This window comes from Actinoplanes sp. NPDC051343 (assembly GCF_044455125.1).
In the GTDB taxonomy this organism is placed as follows: Bacteria; Actinomycetota; Actinomycetes; order Mycobacteriales; family Micromonosporaceae; genus Actinoplanes.
On sequence record NZ_JBITEL010000011.1, the window covers coordinates 148040 to 165809 of the forward strand.

Here is a 17770-nt window from a genome sequence, read left to right on the forward strand (position 1 = left end):
CGCGCGGCCGACGACACGAGCAGGATCGCGGTGACCGTTAGGGCGATGGCGGCTCCGGCGGCGATGTTCCAGCGTGCCGACGCGTACAGGCCGAAAAGCCCGCCGGTGACGGCGAGGAGGACCGCCAAGCCGGTCATCGCCGGCCGGCGTGAGGTCCACTGCCGGGCGGCGGCCGCCGGGGCGACGATCAGCGCGATCGCGAGGATCGTGCCGACCGCCGGCACCACCGTGACCACCGCGACCTCGATGGTCAGCAGGAGAACGACGTCCCAGATGCCGGTGCGGAAGCCCGCCGCGCGGGCGCCGGTCGGGTCGAAGCCCACGAAGGCCAGCGGGCGGGCGCACCCGGCCAGGACTCCGGCCACCGCGACCACGACGATCGCGGTGACGATCAGGTCGGGGCCGCTCACGGTCAGGATCGAGCCGACCAGCAGCGAGGACAGGTCGCGGCTGAAGCCGCTGCGGGTGGCGACCAGGCCGGCGCCGAGCGCGAACCCGGCCGACAGCAGGACCCCGGTCGCGGCCGAGGCGTTCTGACCGGGGCGGCGGCTCAGTGCGGCAACACCGAGCGCCACCACCGCCCCGGCCACGATGCCGCCGGCCAGCACGTCGACCCCGATCAGGGTGGCGGCGACCACCCCGGGGAACGTCGCGTGGGTCAGCGCCATCGTGAAGAACGACAACCGGCGCAGCACGACCTGCACCCCGACGGACCCGGCCAGCGCACCGGCCAGCACGACCTCGGCCATCGCCCGGTGAACCGCGTCATCCCACCAGCTCACCGGGCGCCCCTGGAGGTCAGGCGCACCGGGAGCAGAACGAGGTAGGCCGCCACGAGCAGCAGCACGACCGCCGACGCCGAGGTCAGCGCGATGCCGTGGTCGACCGAGGCGATCCAGCTGATCAGCAGGCCGCCGTAGCCGGCGAGCAGAATCAGCACGCTGCCGACCACGGCCATCGCGGCCGGGTGGCGGGTCACCGAGCGGGCCGCGGCGGCCGGCACGATGAGGAGGGCGACGACCAGGAACGTGCCGACCGCGCGCACCGCGGCGACGACCACGAGCGCGACGATCACGTTGAGCCAGAGGTCGAGCAATCCGATCCGGAAGCCGGCCGCCCGGGCCCCGGCCGGGTCGAACGCTCGGAACAGCAACGCGCGGGCGGCGAACGCCAGCATGCCCAGGATGACCGCCGCCAGGGCGGCGGTCTCGGCCAGCTGCTGCGGGGTCACGGTCAGGAGGCGCCCGAACAGGAAGGCCGTCAGGTCCGACGTGTACGTCGCCCGGCGTGACACCAGCGCAACACCGATCGAGAACATCGCCGTCAGGACGACGGCCGTGGACGCGTCGTCGGAGAGCCCCCGCCCGCGGCTGAGCGCCGTCAGCACGACCGCGGTGGCCAGCGCCGCGACCAGGGCTCCGAGGACCACCCCGTGGAGGCCGCCGGCCAGGAACCCGACGACCACGCCCGGAAACACCGTGTGGGTCAGCGCGTCGGAGACGAACGACAGCCGGCGGACGAAGACGAAAACCCCGACCGGGCCGCCGACCAGGGCGAGAAGGGTCAGCTCGGCGAGGGCCCGGGCCATGAACGGTACGGCGAAAGGTGTGATCACGTCTGCACCGGCACGGGTGGCACGCCGTACGCCCGGGAAAGCGTTTCCGCGGTGAGGGTGACCCCCGGTGGGCCGGCCGCCCATTGGCGGCCGTTGACGAGGCAGACCACGTCGGCCAGTTCGCGGGCGAGCGCGAGGTCGTGGGTGCTCAGCACGAGTGCCGTGCCGGCCTCGGTCACCGCCCGGAGCACCCCGAGGATCGTCTCCTGGCTGACCACGTCGATGCCGTTGAACGGCTCGTCGAGCAGCAGCAGCCGCGGCTCGGCGGCCAGGGCCCGGGCGAGCAGAACCCGCTGCCGCTGCCCGCCCGAGAGCACCCCGAACGGGCGTCCGCCCTGGTCGCCCAGCCCGACCCGGTCGAGCGCCTCCCGCGCCGCCTGTCGGTCGGCCGGGCCGGTGGGCCGCCACCAGCCGATCCGCCGGTAGCGTCCCATCAGCACCACCTGCCGGGCGGTGACCGGGAAACTCGCGTCGAGTTCCCCGACCTGGGGGACGTAGCCGCATTCTTCCCGGCGCGGCACCACGGCGGTGCCCCCGAGCACGTCGGCCAGCCCGACCATCGACTTGATCAGGGTGGACTTGCCGGCGCCGTTCGGGCCGACCAGCACCAGACGCTCACCTTTCCCGAGCGTCAGATCGACGCCGGTGAGCACCCGGGTGCCGCGATAGCCGACGGTCACGTCCGCGTAGCGCATCTCAGCCTCCCAGCGCCGACACGATCACCTGGGTGTTGTGCTCCTCGGCGCCGAGATAGGTCGCGCCGGGGCTGCCGGCCGGGCCGAGGCTGTCGCCGTACAGGGCGTCGTCGCCCCCGATCACCTTGACCGCGGCCTGCCGGGCGATCGCGTCGGCGGTTTTCGGCGGCAGCGAGCTCTCGGTGAAAATGGCCTTGGCGCCGGTCGCCTTGATCTTCGCGACCAGATCGTCGAGCTGCTTCGCCGACAGTTCGGCCGAGGTGTCCATGCTGGGGATCACGGATCCGACGAACTGCAGGTGGTAACGGTCGACGTAGTAGCCGAATGCGTCGTGATTGGTGACCAGCTTCCGGTCGTCGGCGGGGAGCCGGGCGAAAGCCGCGACGTTATCGGCATCGAGGTGGTCGAGCTGGGCCGCATAGGCGGCCAGGTTCCTGGCGTACGCATCGGCGTGCCCCGGATCGGCGCTCGCGAGACCCTTCTCGATGTCGGTGACCATGATCTTGGCGTTCCGGGGGTTGTGCCAGATGTGCGGGTCGCCGTCCGTGGTCTCGTCGTCGCCTTTACGCAGCGGCACACCGAGGCTGGAATCGACGACCGGACCACTGAAACCGGCCGACTGAATCGTCTGGTCGAGCCAGCGTTCGAGGCCGACACCGCTCTTCACGACCAGCTTCGCCTGGCTGATCGCCCGGATGTCGGCCGGGGTCGGCTCGTATTCGTGCGGGTCGACGCCCGCCTTGATGATCTGGGTAACGGCCACGTCGGCGCCCCCGATGTTGCGGACGAAGTCGGCGACCTGCGGGGTGGTGGCGACGACCGCGAGCGTTGTGGCGGCGGCGCTGTTTGCGGGGTGGCCGCAAGCGGCCAGGCCCAATAACAGAGCCGCGCTCAGGATGATTTTTCGTTTGGTGCCGGCGTGCATCACGGTGGGGACGATAATCGTTTACAAAATTATCGTCTAATGGCGAGATAACTATGTGGGCGCGTTATTCAGCACCTATTCACATATCGCTACCGGTCGGCGTAGACGAACCGTTCGACCGGCGAAACATCGTTCGCCTGATAGCGCTCGGCGTATTCGGCCGGGCCCGCCTGTTCGCGCTCGGTCCAGCCGTAGTCGCGCAGAAAGCCGGCAACCTCGCCCGGCCGGAGCCCGAAATGCCAGATCCGCTGCTCGGTGACGAACCGCCGGCGCATGGCCCCGGCGCCGAACTCGTCGGTGCCGTCGAGGAAATCACGCCGGATGTAGGTGAAAATGAGCCGGCTTCCGGCCGCCTGCCCGGCCAAGGAAGCCAGCGTTCCGCGTACGCCCTCCTCGGTCAGGTACTGGGTGACGGCTTCCCAGACGACCATCGTCGGTTCGCTGCTCATCCCGTTCAGCTTCGCGGCAAGATCACCCTCTTCGAGGTCGGCCCCGATCAGCGTCGTACCACTCGGCGCCCCGCCGTAGGCCGCGGCCAGGCGGCGGCGCTTGAGGTCAATGTTGGCCGGCAGGTCCACCTCGAACGCGCGGGCACCGGCCGGCAGCACCAGCCGGTAGGGCCGCGTGTCGAGCCCGGCCCCGAGGAACAAGAACTGCCGGATCCCGTCCCGCAGCGCGGCGCGGACCTGGTCGTCGGCGTACCGCTTGCGGCACAGCATGCTCGCCCAGAGGCCGGGCGCCTCCCGGTCGGTGGCGTTCCTGAGCAGCGCGTAGGCCGGCTTCCACCGGCAGAGGCGGGCAATCACGCGCGGTCCGGCGGGCAGAATGCGGGCGGCGTCGGGATCGTCGAACAACCGCTGACCGGGCGGCCGCGCGTGCTCACAGGCGGCAATCACCATAGGACCGAAGGCGGTCTGCGCCGCGGCGGGCCGTTTCACATGGTTGACCCTAGGTCGTGAGGGCAACGATCGTGGCCGATGTCCCCGTCGGCCGGGACGTGGTCGCGGCGTGCCCGGCCGGGTCAGGGCTCCGAGCGGCGCGGCCGGAAAGGGCCGGGGTAGCCGTTCTCCCACTTGGCCCAGACGATGCGCCGCCCAGCGCCGCCACCCCGTCCGCGGCCCGTTTCGGCCCGCCACGGCGTCTCCCACCCGGTTTCCGGCCCACCTGCCTCACCCGGGCTTCCGGCCGACGCGACATTCCCATCGCCTTCCAACCGCCGCACCGCCTCCCTTACCGCCTCCCGGCCGACGCCACATCCCCATCGCCTTCCAACCGCCGCACCGCCTCCCTTACCGCCTTCCAACCGCCGCGCCGCCTCCCTTACCGCCTTCCAACCGCCGCGCCGCCTCCCTTAACGCCTTCCAACCGCCGCGCCCCCTCGCCCACGGTCTCCGGCCGGCGCGCCTCTCCCACGGTTTCGGCCGGCGCGACGGCCACCCACCGTTTCCGGCCGGCGCCCGGTTTCCGATCGCCGCGCCGCCTCCCCCACCCTGTTTCGGGAGGGGTCGATCTAAGCGCTTCGGTCCGACAACTTCGCGCCGAAATCCACAGTCCGCGACCTTATTGCGGAATGTAGCGGAATCGGCACGGAGGGTTCACGACAAACGCTGTGGCCATGTCAAGTCGCAATAATTCGCATGTGGATATGTGGTCGCGTCGGCAGGCCGTACGGAAAACGGCCTGTGGATAAAGGCGGCGCCCGCCGCCGGACCGGTATTTTGGAACGGCGAATACCAGCCGACTGGAGCTCTGAGTGAACCCACCGGAAGTGATCGAGAGGGTGGCGCTGCCCGAGGCGCCCCAGACCGTCGCGCCCAAGCGTCGGCGGCGGATCGGGTCGCTCGAGGTGCTGGCGGCGGCGCTGGTCGTGCTGGTGCTGTTCCGGGGGCCGCTCGGCGGGCTGGTTTCCGGGCAGCGGGCGCAGACGTGGACCACGGTGTTCGTGTCGGTGCTGGTGCAGGCGGCGCCGTTCCTGGTTTTCGGGGTGGTGCTGTCGGCGGTGATCGCGGTGTTCGTGCCGCGGGCGTTCTGGGCCAAGGCGTTGCCCCGGCATCCGGCGCTCGCGGTTCCGGCGGCGGGGCTGGCCGGGGTCGTGCTGCCGGGCTGCGAGTGCGGGAGTGTGCCGATCGCCGGGTCGCTGATCCGGCGCGGGGTGACTCCGGCCGCCGCGTTGGCATTCCTGCTGGCGGCGCCGGCGATCAACCCGATCGTGCTGACGGCGACCGTGGTGGCGTTCCCCGGGCGGCCCGAGATGGCGATCGGGCGGGGCGTGGCCAGCCTATTCGTCGCGGTGGCCATGGGTTGGCTGTGGATGCGGCTCGGGCGCGATGAGTGGATCAAGCTGCCTCATCGGCCCGATCTCGACGATTTGTCGCGCGGCCGGGCGTTCTGGTCGGCATGCCGGCACGACATCCTGCACGCGGGCGGGTTCCTGGTCGCGGGAGCGGCGGCGGCCGCAACGATCAACGTGTTCGTGCCTGGGGCGTGGCTGCAGAGCGTGGCCGGGCAGCCGGTGATCTCGGTGATCGGGCTGGCACTGCTCGCGGTGCTGCTGTCGATCTGCAGTGAGGCCGATGCGTTCGTGGCGGCGTCGCTGTCGCAGTTCTCGCTGACGTCACGGCTGGTGTTCCTGGTCGTGGGGCCGATGGTCGACCTCAAGCTGATCGCGATGCAGACCGGGGTGTTCGGGCGGCGGTTCGCGTTCCGGTTCGCGCCGGCCACGCTGGTCGCGGCGATCGTGGTCGGTGCCGGGTTCGGGGCGGTGCTGCTGTGAGCAGGTTGAGCCAGGCGGTCGTGATGCTGCTGCTGGGCGGGTCGCTGCTGAAGGTGACGCTCACCGATGTCTTCCTGCGCTATGTGAAGGCCGGCCTCAAGCCCTACCTGATCGTCGCCGGGGTGCTGCTGATCGCGGCCGCGGTCATGACCATCTGGTACGAGTTGCGCCCCCCAGCGCATGCGCACGACGATCACGACGACGACGGGCACGGCCACGGGCATCACGAGCCGAAAATCGGCTGGCTGCTGGTCCTGCCGGTGCTCGGGCTGCTGTTGGTGACGCCGCCGGCCCTCGGGGCCTACTCGGCCGGGCAGGCGGGCAGTGTGGCGCTGCAGTCCGGCGACTCAAACTATCCGCCGCTGCCGCCAGGCGATCCGGCGCAGGTCGGGCTGCTCGACTATGCGTCGCGGGCCGTGTTCGACGGCGGGAAAAGCCTGAACGGGCGGACGCTGCAAATGTCAGGATTCCTGACCAAGGGATCGGACGGGCATCCGATGCTGGCCCGAATCGTGCTTACATGCTGTGCGGCCGACGGGCGGCCGATCAAAATCGGGCTCGACGGCCCGGTCACGGTCGACGCGGCGGCCAACAGTTGGGTGCAGGTGATCGGGACATACAGCACGCACGTCGGCAAGGATCCGGTAAGCAAGTCGGAGGTGGCCTTTGTGACGGTCAAGAGCTGGCAGCAGATCGCGGAGCCGCCCCAGCCGTACGCCTGATCAGCTGAGGTAACACGCCTGGCTCGCGCTCAAGACGCCCGGCCAGGTTCCGTGGTCGACGCGGCCGCCGGCCCGGAAGGGATCCGCTGGCGGCCCGGTTCAAAGCAGACGACGGCCTGAACCCGAACCGCACGCCGCCCGCCACGCGGAACTGAACCGCGCGCCGCCCGCCGCGCGGACCCGAACCGCGCGCCGCCAACCACGCGGACCCGAACCGCGCGCCGCCAACCACGCGGACCCGAACCGCACGCCATCCACCGCGCGGACCGGGAGCGCACGCCGCCCGGCGCGGCGCAGCAACTCCGCCGACGGGCGCGGCGCCGACGACAGCGATGACCGTCAACCAGCGAGAGCGCGCGGCGGTGCTTGCAGTGGACAGCGTCGTTACGGCAGAGCGCATCGGCACGGACAGCAACGAAACGCGGCCAACACCGGCAAAGCGGCCCCCACGGCCGGGTCAGCGGACCGCGCTCAAACGCAGGTCCCGTCACAGGGTGCGCAAATCCAAGGCGTGCCGGAGGAAGGACTGCTGGGTGCCCGTCGACCACGACAGGACGCCCGCCCGGTACGCGACAGCGAAGCAGTCCGGGCTCAGCTCCACTGTGCGGCGGGTCTTGATCTCATACATCAAGAGCTGAACGTTTCCGGTCAGCTCGGAGGTGGGGGTCAGCTCGGCGAAGACCTCGAACCTGTCCAGCACGGCCACGTCGGAGATTGCCGTTTCGGCGTTGCCGGTGGCTACGACGTGGGGAACGGAGCCGTCCGGGTGGACGAGTTGGATGCGGCTGTCGCCGGCCTTGGTGATCGACACGAGTTGACACCAAGTCGGGCTGCACGCGGTCACGCCGCGGCTCGCCTGCGGGACCGGCACGTTCCGGCCTGTCGTCAGGTTACGCAGCGTGGTGGTTCCGGCCGAGCTGACCACGCCGTTCGACAACCACGGCCAGCCGGCCAGGGACCAGGTGCCGGGCTCGACGCGTACGTCAATTGGCCCACCACCCACCGCAACCGAACGCACCTGCGTGGTGTCGTCCGGACCGGCCGCCACCCAGTAGACGCGGCCCGCCGCCGTCACCAGATCGTATTGCGACTGGTAGAACCGCGCGTCCCCCGTGTCGGCGGTCAGCCGCCGGGCCGGGCCCCCGCGCACGTCGGCCGCCCAGATCTCCTCGTGGCCGTGGGTAGTGCTCTCGACCCAGACGAGCAGCGTGTCGTCGAGCGCGACCGCCGGGAACGAAGGATCCTTTTCGGTCATTACCCGTCGGATTTCGCGGGGCTTGCCGTCCGCCGGCAGGCGGAGCAGACGCAGCGCCTTGCCGTCCTTGGTGCGCGCCGAACCGACCGACTCGGTGGCGCTCAAGTAGATCAGCGGCTCGTAGTCGGTGCCGTCGGCCAGCGTCTGGTTGATCGTGGCGTGTTTCGCGGCGGGCCACACCTGCGCGACGGTCTGCAGCGGCGTCGGCGGCGTGTGCAGGTCGAGCGGCGCGACGAGCAGGGCGGCACTCGCCGCCAGCGCAGTCAGCAGCGACACCCGCCCCCGCAGCGCACCCCACTGAATCACAGACCCCTCCCCCTCAGCGCGACGAATGCTACTGGGTCGGTCACGGTCGCTGCCGGGTTGCGCTTGCGGAGGTACGCGGTGAGCCGCAACAAGCGCAGAGGGACCGAAGTGGGCCGCCGCTCATTGGTTCGCCCGGCGACCGCTCACGCAGCCGCCTGCCCGCCGGGGTCGCCCTCGAGACGCCCCGCCAGGCCGCAGGCGTCACCACGGCATCGCCGCCGGCCCCGGCCGCCAGCAGACCGCGAGCGCCACCACGGCATCGCCGCCGACCCCGGCCGCCAGCAGACCGCGAGCGCCACCACGGCATCGCCGCCGACCCCGGCCGCCAGCAGGTCGCGGGCCGGCATCACCGCACGGTGCGGGTGGGCGTCGTCGAGCAGCGCCCGGGTCTGCGCGGTCCGGAGCCCGCCGAGAAGCCGGAGCCGGCCGAGAACGTCGTCATCCGCCGGCGGCGACGATCGTCTGGAGGAGTTGGCGGAGTTGCTGGGCCTGCTGTTCGGTCAGCCCCGCCAGCAGAGTGCGTTCCGCTTCGTCGCTGGCGGCGGTCGCGTCGACCAGGATCTGTTGGCCCTTCGGCGTCAGTTCGACCACGTTGCGGCGGCGGTCGCCGGTCTGCGGGCGCCGCGTCACCAGGCCTTTGGCCTCCAGGCCGTCGAGCAACGCCACCATTGTCGTGCGGTCGACGCCCAGGCGCTCGGCCGCCTCCTGCTGCGACGGCGGCTCGTGGTCGGTGAGTACGAGCAGGACGGCCAGTTCGCGGCCGTTGATGTCGAAGGGCGCCAGCGCGGCGCTGTTGAGCTGGGCCATGCGCTGCTGCGCGTGTTTGAACAGGTAGCCCAGGCGGCTGCTGGCACTCGACACCCCCGCATCATAGCGTCTAACCTGATCGTCAGTCTTACTGACGATTTGGAGTTCTGATGATTCTGGTGACCGGTGGTCTGGGCTTTATCGGTACGCACACGGTGCGGGCGCTGCGGGAGGCCGGCGAGGAGTGTGTCGTCGTGCAGCGCAGCCGGCCCGCGTCGGCCCTCGTGGAGCAGGCCGACGTCGGCGACCTGGACGCGCTGCTCGACGTCGGGAAACGTCACCGCATCACCGGGATCCTGCATCTGGCGGGTTCGATGCCGTGGCCGCCGGGCGCCGCACCGCCGGTCGGCGGCGCGCGGCGGGCGCTCGGCGGCCTGCTCAACGTCGTGGAGGCGGCGCAGGCCTGGGGCGTACGCCGGGTGGGCGTGGCCAGCACCATCGGGGTCTATGCGGGGGTCGCGAACGGGGGCGCGCTGACCGAGGACATGCCGCTGACGATGGACGCACCACACGTCATCCCGGCGTTCAAGAAGGTCGGCGAGTTGCTGAACGCCTACCTCGCCGGCACGACCGGGCTGGAGATCGTCAACTACCGGATCGCCGGCATCTGGGGGCCGGGCCGGCGACCCGGGCCGTTCGCCGCCGCCGGGCATCTGGTGCTGGCGGCCGCCGAGGGGCGCGCGCCGGATCTCGACAGCCTGGCGGTGGCTCCGCGGGCCGGGGACGCGAGCGACCTGTGCTATGTCGAGGACGCCGGGCGGGCGCTCGCGCTGCTGCACCTGGCCGATCGGCTCGACCACCGCACCTACAACGTCGGGTCGGGACGGCCGACGAGCAACGCCGAGGTCATCGCCGCGATCCGGAAGGTCGTGCCGGGCGCGCGGGTGGACCTGCCCGAGGGACAGAACGGGCCGCCGCTCTTTCTCGACATCGCCCGGCTCCGGGAGGCGACCGGGTTCCGGCCCGCGTACGACGTCGAGCGCGCGACCGCCGACTACCTCGAGCGCCTGCGGGGTCCGATTGCCGCCAGACGACCATGAGGGCCGACCGGCTCATCGCCATAGCGAACACACAGTGGCGGCCAAGGTCGCACTGGTCACCGGCGGGAGCCGCGGCATCGGGGCGGCGGTCGCGCTCGAACTCGCGCGGATGGGAGCCGACGGGATTTCGAGCGGACCGTCGCGGTCAACATCCGGGTGCCGTTCGTCGCGTCGCAGGCCGCCACCGACGGGGCACATCATCAACATCGGCAGCAACATGGCCGAGCGGGCCGTCTTCCGGGGTTCTCGCTCTACGAGATGAGCAAGACGGCGCTGATCGGGCTGACCAAGGCGCTGGGTCGCGAGCTCGGGCCCCGCGCGACCACGGCAAGCCCCGGCCCGACCGGCACGACTCCAATCCGGCTTCCTCGCCCGACGCGTCGGTAATCGCCGGGCTGACCGCGCTCGGCCATTACGCGCAGCCGGCCGACATCGCGGAAGACCGTCAACGTCGACGGCGGCTTCACCATTTGATCCTCCAACTAGGATCCCGATCATGGCTTTCGGTGTGCGGGAAGTGACGGCGGGAGACGCGGAAGCGGTGGCCGGGTTGCTCGGTGAGCTGGGCTACCCGTCGACCGCGGCGGAGGTCTCGCAGCGGCTCGAGATCTGGATGGACGAGCCGTACAGCCGGGTCCTGCTCGCGACCGACGACGACCGGGTGGTCGGGTCGATGTCGGTGCACGCCCTGCCCCACCTCGAGCGCAACGGGCGCTGGCTGCGCATCGAGAGCCTTGTCGTGACGGCCGGCGCCCAGGGGACCGGCGCCGGCCGCCGCCTGATCGGGGCGGCCGAGGAACTGGCCCGCTCCTGGGGCTGCCACGCGGTCGAGGTGACGAGTTCGCGGAGGCGGGAGGGCGCGCACGCGTTCTATCGGCGGCTCGGGTTCACCGACATCTGCGGTCGGGCGGGCCGCTTCTGGAAGGATCTGTAGGCTTGGCGCTCACCGCTCCAGGGGAAGGGCCACCTGACCGGCGAAGCGCGGCGCTTCGGCCTCGTCGAGCATGGCGGCCGCCACCGTTGCCCGGCTCACCCGGGCCGGGAACAGCCGGCGCGGCGCTTCGGCCAGCCCGGCGGCGCGATAGGCCGGGCTGAGAGGTCCCGTCGACAGCGGCCCGGCGTGGAAGACGGTGCCGCCGAAGGCCAGGATCGCCGCGTCCGCTTCCACCTTGTCGGGCAGGCGGGCGGCCATCGCCTTCAGCATCGTGCGGGTCAGCCGGCCGGCCGCGGCGGCCGACGGGCCGGTGCCGAAGGCGCCCAGCCAGACCACCCGGCCGGCTCCCGAGGCGACGACGGCGCGGGCACCGTCGGTGAGGACGCCCGGGCGTTCGCCTTCGGCGACACCCAGGGCGGAGACGATCGTTTCGGCGCCGGCGAGGGCGCGGGTCATGCTTTCCGGATTGCGTACCTCTCCGGCAACGCCCCGCAAGCGTTGGCCGTCAAGGGAAAGCGACGACGGATTGCGTACGTCGCCGGCAACGCCCCGTAGGCGTTCGCCGTCCAGGGCAAGGGAGGACGGGTCGCGCGCGACCGCGGTCACGTGATGGCCGCGGGCGAGCGCCTGCCGTACGACTTCGCGCCCGGTCCGCCCGGTCGCCCCGAGCACAGTGATGTTCATGCCAGGACTGCCACGGCGGGCTTGTGGAGAGCCGGCGCGGTCGCCAGTATGTCGGGGTCGCCGGGCCGCCACGGGCTGCCGTCTACGCGGGTGACCACGCCGCCCGCCTCGGTGATCAGCAGGGCGCCCGCCGCCACGCCGGGGATGACCGGCGCGAACTGCCAGAAGACGTCGTTCTGGCCGCTCGCCACCAGCAGCATCGGGAACGTGGACGGAACGGTCGCCTTGACCATCAGGGCCTCGGCCAGCATCGCCGTGATCGAGTCGCCCAGGCGGTGGTAGGTGCCGGTCTGTGCGGCCTCGGCCTGGCCGGTCACCGTGATGGCGGCATCGAGCGACGTCTTCGCCGAGGCGTGGAGCGGCCGGCCGTCCAGGAACGCGCCGCCGCCGCGCTCCGCGGTCCAGGTGTGGTCGCCGACCGGCTGGTGGACGACGGTCAGCACCGGGTCGAAGGCGCGGAGCAGGGTGATGCTCACGCACCATTCCGGCAGCCCGTGTACGTGGTTGACGTTGCCCTCGACCGCGTCGACCACCCACCATTCGCCGTCGTCCGGGAGCGGCCGGGTCTCGTCGTCGTCGGAAATCCAGCGGGCTTCCGGGCGTACCGAGGAAAGCGCCGCCCGCAGCCCCTGGCTCGCGGCGTCCTCGTTGCGGTGAGCGGCGGCGAACATGTCGTCGCGGCCCGAAGGGCGTGCGTCGGGTGAGTAGATCGCGAGGAGCCGGGCGCCCGCCTCGCGGGCGACGGCGGTGACCACCGGCAGCAGATTCGTCATGGGAAAGACGCTAGGAGCGGGTGGCACATGACGTCCAGTGCATGTTTGGTAGGGCATCCATTACCGTGGTGCATGTGGATCTGAATCTGCTGGTGGCGGTGGATGCGCTGCTCGAGGAGAACAGCGTGGCCGCGGCGGCCGAACGGCTCAACCTGTCGGCGCCGGCGATGAGCCGCACGCTCGCGCGGATCCGGCGGGCGACGGGCGACGACATCCTGGTGCGGTCGGGGCGCTCGATGGTGCCGACCGCGCGGGCCCTGGAGCTGCGTGAGGAGGCGCGGGAGCTGGTGCGCCGCGCGCGGAACGTGCTGACGCCGCCGCGGGAGCTGGACCTGGCGACGCTCGACCGGCACTTCACCGTGCGGGGGCACGACGCGCTGCTGGGGGCGTTGGCGCCGCCCCTTCTGTCGCACCTGAGCAGGACCGCGCCGCTGGTCACCGTCGGCCTGCTCGCCGAGACCGATACGGATCGTCCCGACCTGACCCGCGGGCACGTCGATCTGGAGCTCGGCTCGAGCGTTCCCGATCGGACCGAAATCTCGTACGAGGTGCTCGGCCGGGACCGGATGGTGCTGGCCCTCCGGAGCGGCCACCCGATGGCCGACCGGCGGCTGACCCTGCAGCGGCTGTCCGAGATGGACCACGTGACGATCTCGCGCCGGGGTCGGGTCCGCGGCGTCCTGGACGAAGCCCTCGCGGAACGCGGCCTGCAGCGGCGTGTCCTGGCCGCACTGCCGACCAGCGCGGCCGCCCTGACCGTGGTCGCCGGGTCGGACGCGGTGGTGGTCGTGGCGGAGCGGGTCTGCGCGCCGCTGGCGGCACGGCTCGGGGTGGTGACGCGTCCGGCGCCGATCGAGCTGCCGCCGGTCGAGGTCGTCATGACGTGGCACCACCGGCACGACAGCGATCCGGCGCACGCCTGGCTGCGAGGCGAGGTGCGGGCCGCGCTGGCACCGTGACCGGGACGGCGTACGAGAAACTCAGCGTGAGCGGGTCGCGAAGAGGGCGTCGGCGTAGCCGGTCCAGAGCTTCCACATGTCGAGGCCGGGGTCACGCAGCCAGTTGAGCTGGACGCCGTCCATGAAGGAGTAGACCTCGGCCGCGACCTGGGCGGCCGGCCGGTCGAAGCCGTCGAGCAGCGCGCCCATGTCGGCCATGCCGGTGCGCAGCCGCCGGGCGAAGAAGTCGTGGGCCGGGTGCGACGGGTCCAGGGCCTCGGCCGCGAGCACCGTGTAGAGCCGGACGATCTCGGGCTGGCTCAGGTTGCGCCGGACCACGGCGTCCAGCAGTTCGCGGGCGTCGGGGCGCGGGTCGCGGGTCAGCTCGTGGCGCAGGGCCGCGCTGTCGCGGTCGTCGCGGCCGGCCAGCACGTCGAGCAGCAGCCGCTCCTTGGAGCCCACGTGGTGCAGGACGCCGGCCCGGGTCAGCCCGGTCGCCGCGGCGAGCGCGCTGATCGAGAAGCGGTGGTAGCCGTTGGCCGCGATCAGGGCGGTCGCCTCGTCGACCAGCTGGGTGCGCCGCGCGTCGGCGGTCAGCCGCACTCTTCTGCCTGTCATGCCGATCTCCTTGCCGCGCCCGGACAGTGATCGTATGGTGAAGCTACTACCTACACCACTGTAAGTAAGGATGACCGCGATGGCGTTCGCTGATGCTCTGGCCCGGGTACGCGCGGGTGCCGACCCGGGCAAGGAGGCCGAGGCCCTGCTCGCCGAGCTGACGCCGGAGGAGAAGCTCTGGCTGCTCGACGGCGACGACGACTTCTGGCCCGGCCTGGCCGAGATGTCGGCCGGCTACAACCTGCGGCCGCTGCTCATGGGCGCGGTCGACCGGCTCGGCATCCCCGGGCTGCGGTTCAGCGACGGGCCGCGCGGCGTGGTGATGGGCAAGTCGACGGCGTTCCCGGTGTCGATGGCCCGGGGCGCCACCTGGGACGTCACGCTCGAGGAGCGGGTCGGCCTGGCGATCGGGCGGGAAATGCGCGCCCAGGGCGCCAATTTCTTCGGCGGCGTCTGCATCAATCTGCCGCGGCACCCGGCCTGGGGCCGGATTCAGGAGACGTACGGCGAGGACCCGCTGCTGCTCGGCGAATTCGGGGCGGCCCTGGTGCGCGGCGTACACCGCAATGCGATGGCGGTCGCCAAGCACTACGCGCTCAACAGCATGGAAAACGCGCGTTTCAAGGTCGACGTGCAGGCGTCCGACGAAACGCTGCACGAGGTGTTCCTGGCGCATTTCCGGCGGGTGGTCGAAGAAGGCGTCGACGGCATCATGACGTCCTACAACTCGGTCAACGGGGAATGGGCCGGGCAGAACGCCGTGCTCATGGAGGAGATCCTCCGCGGCCGCTGGGGCTTCGAAGGGGTGACCGTCTCCGACTTCATCTGGGGATTGCGCGATCCGGCGAAGTCGCTGCGGAACGGCCTCGACGTCGAGGAACCGTTCCGGCAGCAACGGGCCGCACAACTGCCGGCCCTTCTGCGGTCGGGCGAGGCGTCCTGGGACGACGTCGACCGGGCCGGGCGACGGATCCTGCGGACCCAATTGGCGTTCTACGCCTCCGATCTGGAGGACGAGCCGGCGCCGTCGGTGGTTTTCTCGGCCGAACATCGCGACCTGGCGCGCGAGGTCTCGCGCGCCTCGATCGTGCTGCTGAAAAACGATTCGGTGCTGCCGCTGCAGGCGTCCGAACTGTCGTCGATCGCGGTCGTCGGACGATTGGCCGACGTGCCGAACACCGGCGACCACGGGTCGTCCGACGTGCGCTCCCCCGAGGTCACGACGGCATTCCAGGGCCTTTCGGCCGCGCTTCCGGGCGTACGCGTCAAGCGCGCGAGCGAAGACGGCGCGCAAGCCGCGGCCGATGCCGCGCGTGACGCGGACGCCGCGATCGTGGTCGTCGGTTACACCGCGGTCGACGAGGGCGAATATGTCGGCGACGACGCGACCGCCGACCCGGCCCTGCTGGCGCTCTATCCGCCGGCGCCGTCGGCCGAAGACCCGTCGATGGCCAACGGCGTGATGGTCGGGGCGATGGGCGGCGACCGCGCGAGCTTGCGCCTCCTGCCGTCGGATGTCGAACTGATCCGGGCGGTGGCCGCGGTCAATCCGCGAACCGTGGTCGTCATCGTCACCGCGGGCGCCGTCATCACCGAAGAATGGCGGTCGTCGGTTCCGGCCGTACTGATCGGCTGGTACGGCGGCGTCTCCGGCGGGCAGGCCCTGGCCGACGTGCTGCTCGGTCTCGCCGACGCCTCGGGACGGCTGCCCTATTCAATTCCGGTCGACGAGTCGCACCTGCCGTTCTTCGACCGGGACGCGACGTCGATCGTCTACGACAAATGGTTCGGTCAGCGGCTGCTCGACCGCGACGGGATCGAAGCGGCCTTCCCGCTCGGATTCGGATTGTCCTACACCAGCTTCGCCATTTCCGAGGTGTCGGTGAGCACGGTCGCCGACGAGTCGTTCACGGCCACGGTCTCGGTGTCGAACACCGGGTCGCGGGACGGCCGGCACGTGGTCCAGCTCTACGGCGTCGTCGACGCGGCCGACTTCCCGCGCCGGGTGCTGCTCGGATTCGCGCCGGTTTCGCTGGCCGCCGGAACGTCGGCGACGGTAACTGTGCGTGGTTCGGTGCGACCGCTGCTGCGCTGGACCGGTGACGGCTTCACGCCGGCCGCCTCCGAGGTCGTTGTGGAGGCGGCCGGCTATTCGGGCGATCCCGCTGCGGCCACCGTTCCGCTGCACTTGTAACCTCCGGTAGCTCTCGCTACCCCCGCCCGGAGGATCGCCGTGGAATCGTGGGACACCTTTGCCGTCATCGTCGGCGGCGCCGCCGCCGCACTGCTCGGCCTTCTCTTCATCGCCATCTCCATCCGCCTCAACGTGTTCGCCTCCAACGTCGAACTGCGCAACCGCGCGGCCGGGACGCTGACGCTGTTCGGGATCGTGCTGCTGCTGGGCCTGCTGCTCGCGATCCCGGGGCAGCCGCACCGGGTGCTCGGGGTCGAGGTGGTCGTGCTGGCCGCGCTCGGCGGACTAGGGCTGTTCCTGCTCGACTGGCGGGCCGGACGCAACCGCGGCCAGCAGATCATCGGGCGGGTGCTCGAGATGGTCTCGCCCGACACGGTCACCACGGTGCTGCTGCTCGTCGGCGGCCTGCTGCTGGTCTTCCGGGTGCCGGCCGGCATGTACGTGCTGGTGGCCCCGGTGATCACGGCCTTCGTCGGCGGGCTGACCAGCGCGTGGCTGTTCATGACCCGCGTACCGGAGCAGCCGTCGGCCCCGGCCGCACCCGGCTCGTCGTTCCCGAAGGCCGCGCTGTAGGCCGCCCGGCGCCGCTGCTGGTCGTGCTGTCGGTCGTGTGCTCACAGGCCGGCGCGGCCATCGCCCGGACGCTGTTCGACTCGCTCGGCGCGCCCGGGGTCCTGGTGCTGCGGATGGGCGTCGCCGCGGTCGTGTTCATCGTCGTGGTGCGGCCGCGGGTCCGCACCTGGCCGGCGGCGGCCTGGCGGGCGGCGGTTCTGCTGGGCTGCTTCGCGGCCGGGCTGACGTTGCTGTCGTACCTGGCCTTCGCCCGCGCCCCGCAGGGCATCGTGGTCACGCTGTCGTTCGTGGGGCCGCTCGTGCTCGCGCTGGTGCAGACCCGGCGGGTAGGCGACCTGGTGTGGGCACTGGCGGCGGGCGCCGGGGTGGTGCTGCTGGGGCTGCGGGCCGGCGTGGACGCCCCCTGGGAGGGTCTGCTGCTCGCGCTGGCCGCCGGGGCGTGCGGGGCCGGCTACATCATGTTCACCGCCCGCCTCGGCGGGGCGGTCCCGGGCCTTGGCGGGCTGGCGGTCGCGTTCGCCGTCGCCACACTGCTGGTGCTGCCCTTCGGAGCGGCCGGCGCGGGACACGCCTTCCAGCACCCACGGCTGCTGGCGGGCGGGATCGTGGTGTCGCTGCTGCAGTCGATCGTGCCGTACGCGCTCGAACTGGTGGCCCTGCGTGCCCTCTCGACCCGCGTCTTCGGGGTGCTGATGAGCCTGCAGCCGGCCGGGGCGGCGATCGCCGGCTTCCTGTTCCTGGGCCAGCGCCTCGGGCCGGCCCCACTGGTCGCGCTGGCGCTGGTGACCGCGGCCGGGGTCGGCATCACCCGGCAAGGCCGCTAGCACGGGCGTCGATCTCCAGGCTGCGGCCACGAGGCGATGCGCGGATGCTGCCGGGGTGACGGATGCGGGCGTTCGTCTCGCATGCCGGCCCGGT

The 17770-nt window shown here is 71.6% G+C and carries 19 protein-coding genes and 1 pseudogene; 9 read left to right on the plus strand and 11 right to left on the minus strand.

Translation table 11 applies throughout. The features are described from left to right. Positions 1–17 precede the first annotated feature (17 nt). The 5 genes and pseudogenes from ACIA5C_RS32830 to ACIA5C_RS32850 form a co-directional block, all read right to left on the minus strand. Positions 18–782, minus strand: a pseudogene (locus ACIA5C_RS32830) (metal ABC transporter permease); the annotation flags it as partial. Further along, positions 779–1615, minus strand: coding sequence for a metal ABC transporter permease (locus ACIA5C_RS32835; RefSeq protein WP_396061920.1), 837 nt, complete (start codon positions 1613–1615; stop codon positions 779–781). The pseudogene ACIA5C_RS32830 and the gene ACIA5C_RS32835, both read right to left, overlap by 4 nt. Next, the gene (locus tag ACIA5C_RS32840) at positions 1612–2310 is read right to left on the minus strand and encodes a metal ABC transporter ATP-binding protein (protein WP_396061922.1); all 699 of its coding nucleotides are present in this window, start codon (positions 2308–2310) and stop codon (positions 1612–1614) included. The genes ACIA5C_RS32835 and ACIA5C_RS32840 overlap by 4 nt, the downstream gene beginning before the upstream one ends. 1 nt (position 2311) lies before the next feature. Continuing rightward, complete coding sequence (locus ACIA5C_RS32845) at positions 2312–3235, minus strand: metal ABC transporter substrate-binding protein (RefSeq protein WP_396062282.1); 924 nt, start codon at positions 3233–3235, stop codon at positions 2312–2314. Between the two features lie 89 nt (positions 3236–3324). Beyond that, positions 3325–4173 (minus strand): class I SAM-dependent methyltransferase, encoded by an 849-nt coding sequence (locus ACIA5C_RS32850; protein WP_396061924.1) that lies wholly within the window; start codon positions 4171–4173, stop codon positions 3325–3327. Positions 4174–5006: 833 nt separating this feature from the next. Between ACIA5C_RS32850 and ACIA5C_RS32855 the strand changes: the two genes are divergently transcribed. Then, complete coding sequence (locus ACIA5C_RS32855; RefSeq protein WP_396062284.1) at positions 5007–6008, plus strand: permease; 1002 nt, start codon at positions 5007–5009, stop codon at positions 6006–6008. Beyond that, entirely contained in the window at positions 6005–6730 is a 726-nt protein-coding gene (locus ACIA5C_RS32860) for a TIGR03943 family putative permease subunit (protein WP_396061926.1), read from the plus strand. The genes ACIA5C_RS32855 and ACIA5C_RS32860 overlap by 4 nt, the downstream gene beginning before the upstream one ends. Positions 6731–7217: 487 nt before the next feature. On the opposite strand, the gene ACIA5C_RS32865 is transcribed toward ACIA5C_RS32860, so the two are convergent. The 3 genes from ACIA5C_RS32865 to ACIA5C_RS32875 all read right to left on the minus strand — a co-directional run bounded on the left by ACIA5C_RS32865 (position 7218) and on the right by ACIA5C_RS32875 (position 9152). Next, on the minus strand, positions 7218–8291 hold the full coding sequence (locus tag ACIA5C_RS32865) for a hypothetical protein (protein ID WP_396061928.1): 1074 nt from the start codon (positions 8289–8291) through the stop codon (positions 7218–7220). A gap of 143 nt (positions 8292–8434) precedes the next feature. Continuing rightward, the gene (locus ACIA5C_RS32870) at positions 8435–8638 is read right to left on the minus strand and encodes a hypothetical protein (RefSeq protein ID WP_396061930.1); all 204 of its coding nucleotides are present in this window, start codon (positions 8636–8638) and stop codon (positions 8435–8437) included. Positions 8639–8729: 91 nt separating this feature from the next. Continuing rightward, positions 8730–9152 carry a MarR family winged helix-turn-helix transcriptional regulator gene (locus ACIA5C_RS32875; protein WP_396061932.1) on the minus strand — a complete coding sequence of 141 codons (423 nt, stop codon included), beginning with the start codon at positions 9150–9152 and terminating at the stop codon, positions 8730–8732. A gap of 56 nt (positions 9153–9208) precedes the next feature. On the opposite strand from ACIA5C_RS32875, the gene ACIA5C_RS32880 reads away from it, so the two are divergent. The 3 genes from ACIA5C_RS32880 to ACIA5C_RS32890 all read left to right on the plus strand — a co-directional run bounded on the left by ACIA5C_RS32880 (position 9209) and on the right by ACIA5C_RS32890 (position 11072). Continuing rightward, positions 9209–10138 carry an NAD-dependent epimerase/dehydratase family protein gene (locus ACIA5C_RS32880; RefSeq protein WP_396061934.1) on the plus strand — a complete coding sequence of 310 codons (930 nt, stop codon included), beginning with the start codon at positions 9209–9211 and terminating at the stop codon, positions 10136–10138. Positions 10139–10288: 150 nt separating this feature from the next. Beyond that, a complete protein-coding gene (locus tag ACIA5C_RS32885) occupies positions 10289–10525 on the plus strand; it encodes a hypothetical protein (protein ID WP_396062286.1) in 237 nt (78 codons plus the stop codon). Positions 10526–10634: 109 nt separating this feature from the next. Further along, entirely contained in the window at positions 10635–11072 is a 438-nt protein-coding gene (locus tag ACIA5C_RS32890; RefSeq protein ID WP_396061936.1) for a GNAT family N-acetyltransferase, read from the plus strand. Positions 11073–11081: 9 nt separating this feature from the next. Here ACIA5C_RS32890 and ACIA5C_RS32895 read toward each other — a convergent pair whose 3' ends face one another. After that, positions 11082–11756, minus strand: a complete 675-nt coding sequence (locus tag ACIA5C_RS32895) for an NAD(P)-dependent oxidoreductase (RefSeq protein ID WP_396061938.1) — start codon at positions 11754–11756, stop codon at positions 11082–11084. Continuing rightward, complete coding sequence (locus tag ACIA5C_RS32900) at positions 11753–12529, minus strand: inositol monophosphatase family protein (RefSeq protein WP_396061940.1); 777 nt, start codon at positions 12527–12529, stop codon at positions 11753–11755. The genes ACIA5C_RS32895 and ACIA5C_RS32900 overlap by 4 nt, the downstream gene beginning before the upstream one ends. 74 nt (positions 12530–12603) lie before the next feature. On the opposite strand from ACIA5C_RS32900, the gene ACIA5C_RS32905 reads away from it, so the two are divergent. Continuing rightward, a complete protein-coding gene (locus ACIA5C_RS32905) occupies positions 12604–13488 on the plus strand; it encodes a LysR family transcriptional regulator (protein ID WP_396061942.1) in 885 nt (294 codons plus the stop codon). A gap of 21 nt (positions 13489–13509) precedes the next feature. Here the strand turns inward: ACIA5C_RS32905 and ACIA5C_RS32910 are convergent, their stop codons facing one another. Continuing rightward, the gene (locus tag ACIA5C_RS32910; RefSeq protein ID WP_396061944.1) at positions 13510–14085 is read right to left on the minus strand and encodes a TetR/AcrR family transcriptional regulator; all 576 of its coding nucleotides are present in this window, start codon (positions 14083–14085) and stop codon (positions 13510–13512) included. 79 nt (positions 14086–14164) lie between these two features. On the opposite strand from ACIA5C_RS32910, the gene ACIA5C_RS32915 reads away from it, so the two are divergent. The 3 genes from ACIA5C_RS32915 to ACIA5C_RS32925 are packed head-to-tail and all read left to right on the plus strand — an operon-like array spanning position 14165 to position 17676. Next, a complete protein-coding gene (locus ACIA5C_RS32915; RefSeq protein ID WP_396061946.1) occupies positions 14165–16279 on the plus strand; it encodes a glycoside hydrolase family 3 C-terminal domain-containing protein in 2115 nt (704 codons plus the stop codon). Positions 16280–16318: 39 nt separating this feature from the next. After that, positions 16319–16852 carry a hypothetical protein gene (locus ACIA5C_RS32920; protein ID WP_396061948.1) on the plus strand — a complete coding sequence of 178 codons (534 nt, stop codon included), beginning with the start codon at positions 16319–16321 and terminating at the stop codon, positions 16850–16852. Positions 16853–16875: 23 nt separating this feature from the next. After that, positions 16876–17676 (plus strand): EamA family transporter, encoded by an 801-nt coding sequence (locus ACIA5C_RS32925; protein ID WP_396061950.1) that lies wholly within the window; start codon positions 16876–16878, stop codon positions 17674–17676. Positions 17677–17770: the final 94 nt, after the last annotated feature.

What these genes read in the sequence shown, in the direction of transcription:
- ACIA5C_RS32840 (WP_396061922.1), bottom strand. Translation starts at nt 2,310, where the DNA reads ATGCGCTACGCGGACGTGACCGTCGGCTATCGCGGCACCCGGGTGCTC.
- ACIA5C_RS32845 (WP_396062282.1), bottom strand. Translation starts at nt 3,235, where the DNA reads ATGCACGCCGGCACCAAACGAAAAATCATCCTGAGCGCGGCTCTGTTA.
- ACIA5C_RS32870 (WP_396061930.1), bottom strand. Translation starts at nt 8,638, where the DNA reads ATGCCGGCCCGCGACCTGCTGGCGGCCGGGGTCGGCGGCGATGCCGTG.
- ACIA5C_RS32880 (WP_396061934.1), top strand. Translation starts at nt 9,209, where the DNA reads ATGATTCTGGTGACCGGTGGTCTGGGCTTTATCGGTACGCACACGGTG.
- ACIA5C_RS32890 (WP_396061936.1), top strand. Translation starts at nt 10,635, where the DNA reads ATGGCTTTCGGTGTGCGGGAAGTGACGGCGGGAGACGCGGAAGCGGTG.
- ACIA5C_RS32895 (WP_396061938.1), bottom strand. Translation starts at nt 11,756, where the DNA reads ATGAACATCACTGTGCTCGGGGCGACCGGGCGGACCGGGCGCGAAGTC.
- ACIA5C_RS32900 (WP_396061940.1), bottom strand. Translation starts at nt 12,529, where the DNA reads ATGACGAATCTGCTGCCGGTGGTCACCGCCGTCGCCCGCGAGGCGGGC.
- ACIA5C_RS32910 (WP_396061944.1), bottom strand. Translation starts at nt 14,085, where the DNA reads ATGACAGGCAGAAGAGTGCGGCTGACCGCCGACGCGCGGCGCACCCAG.
- ACIA5C_RS32915 (WP_396061946.1), top strand. Translation starts at nt 14,165, where the DNA reads ATGGCGTTCGCTGATGCTCTGGCCCGGGTACGCGCGGGTGCCGACCCG.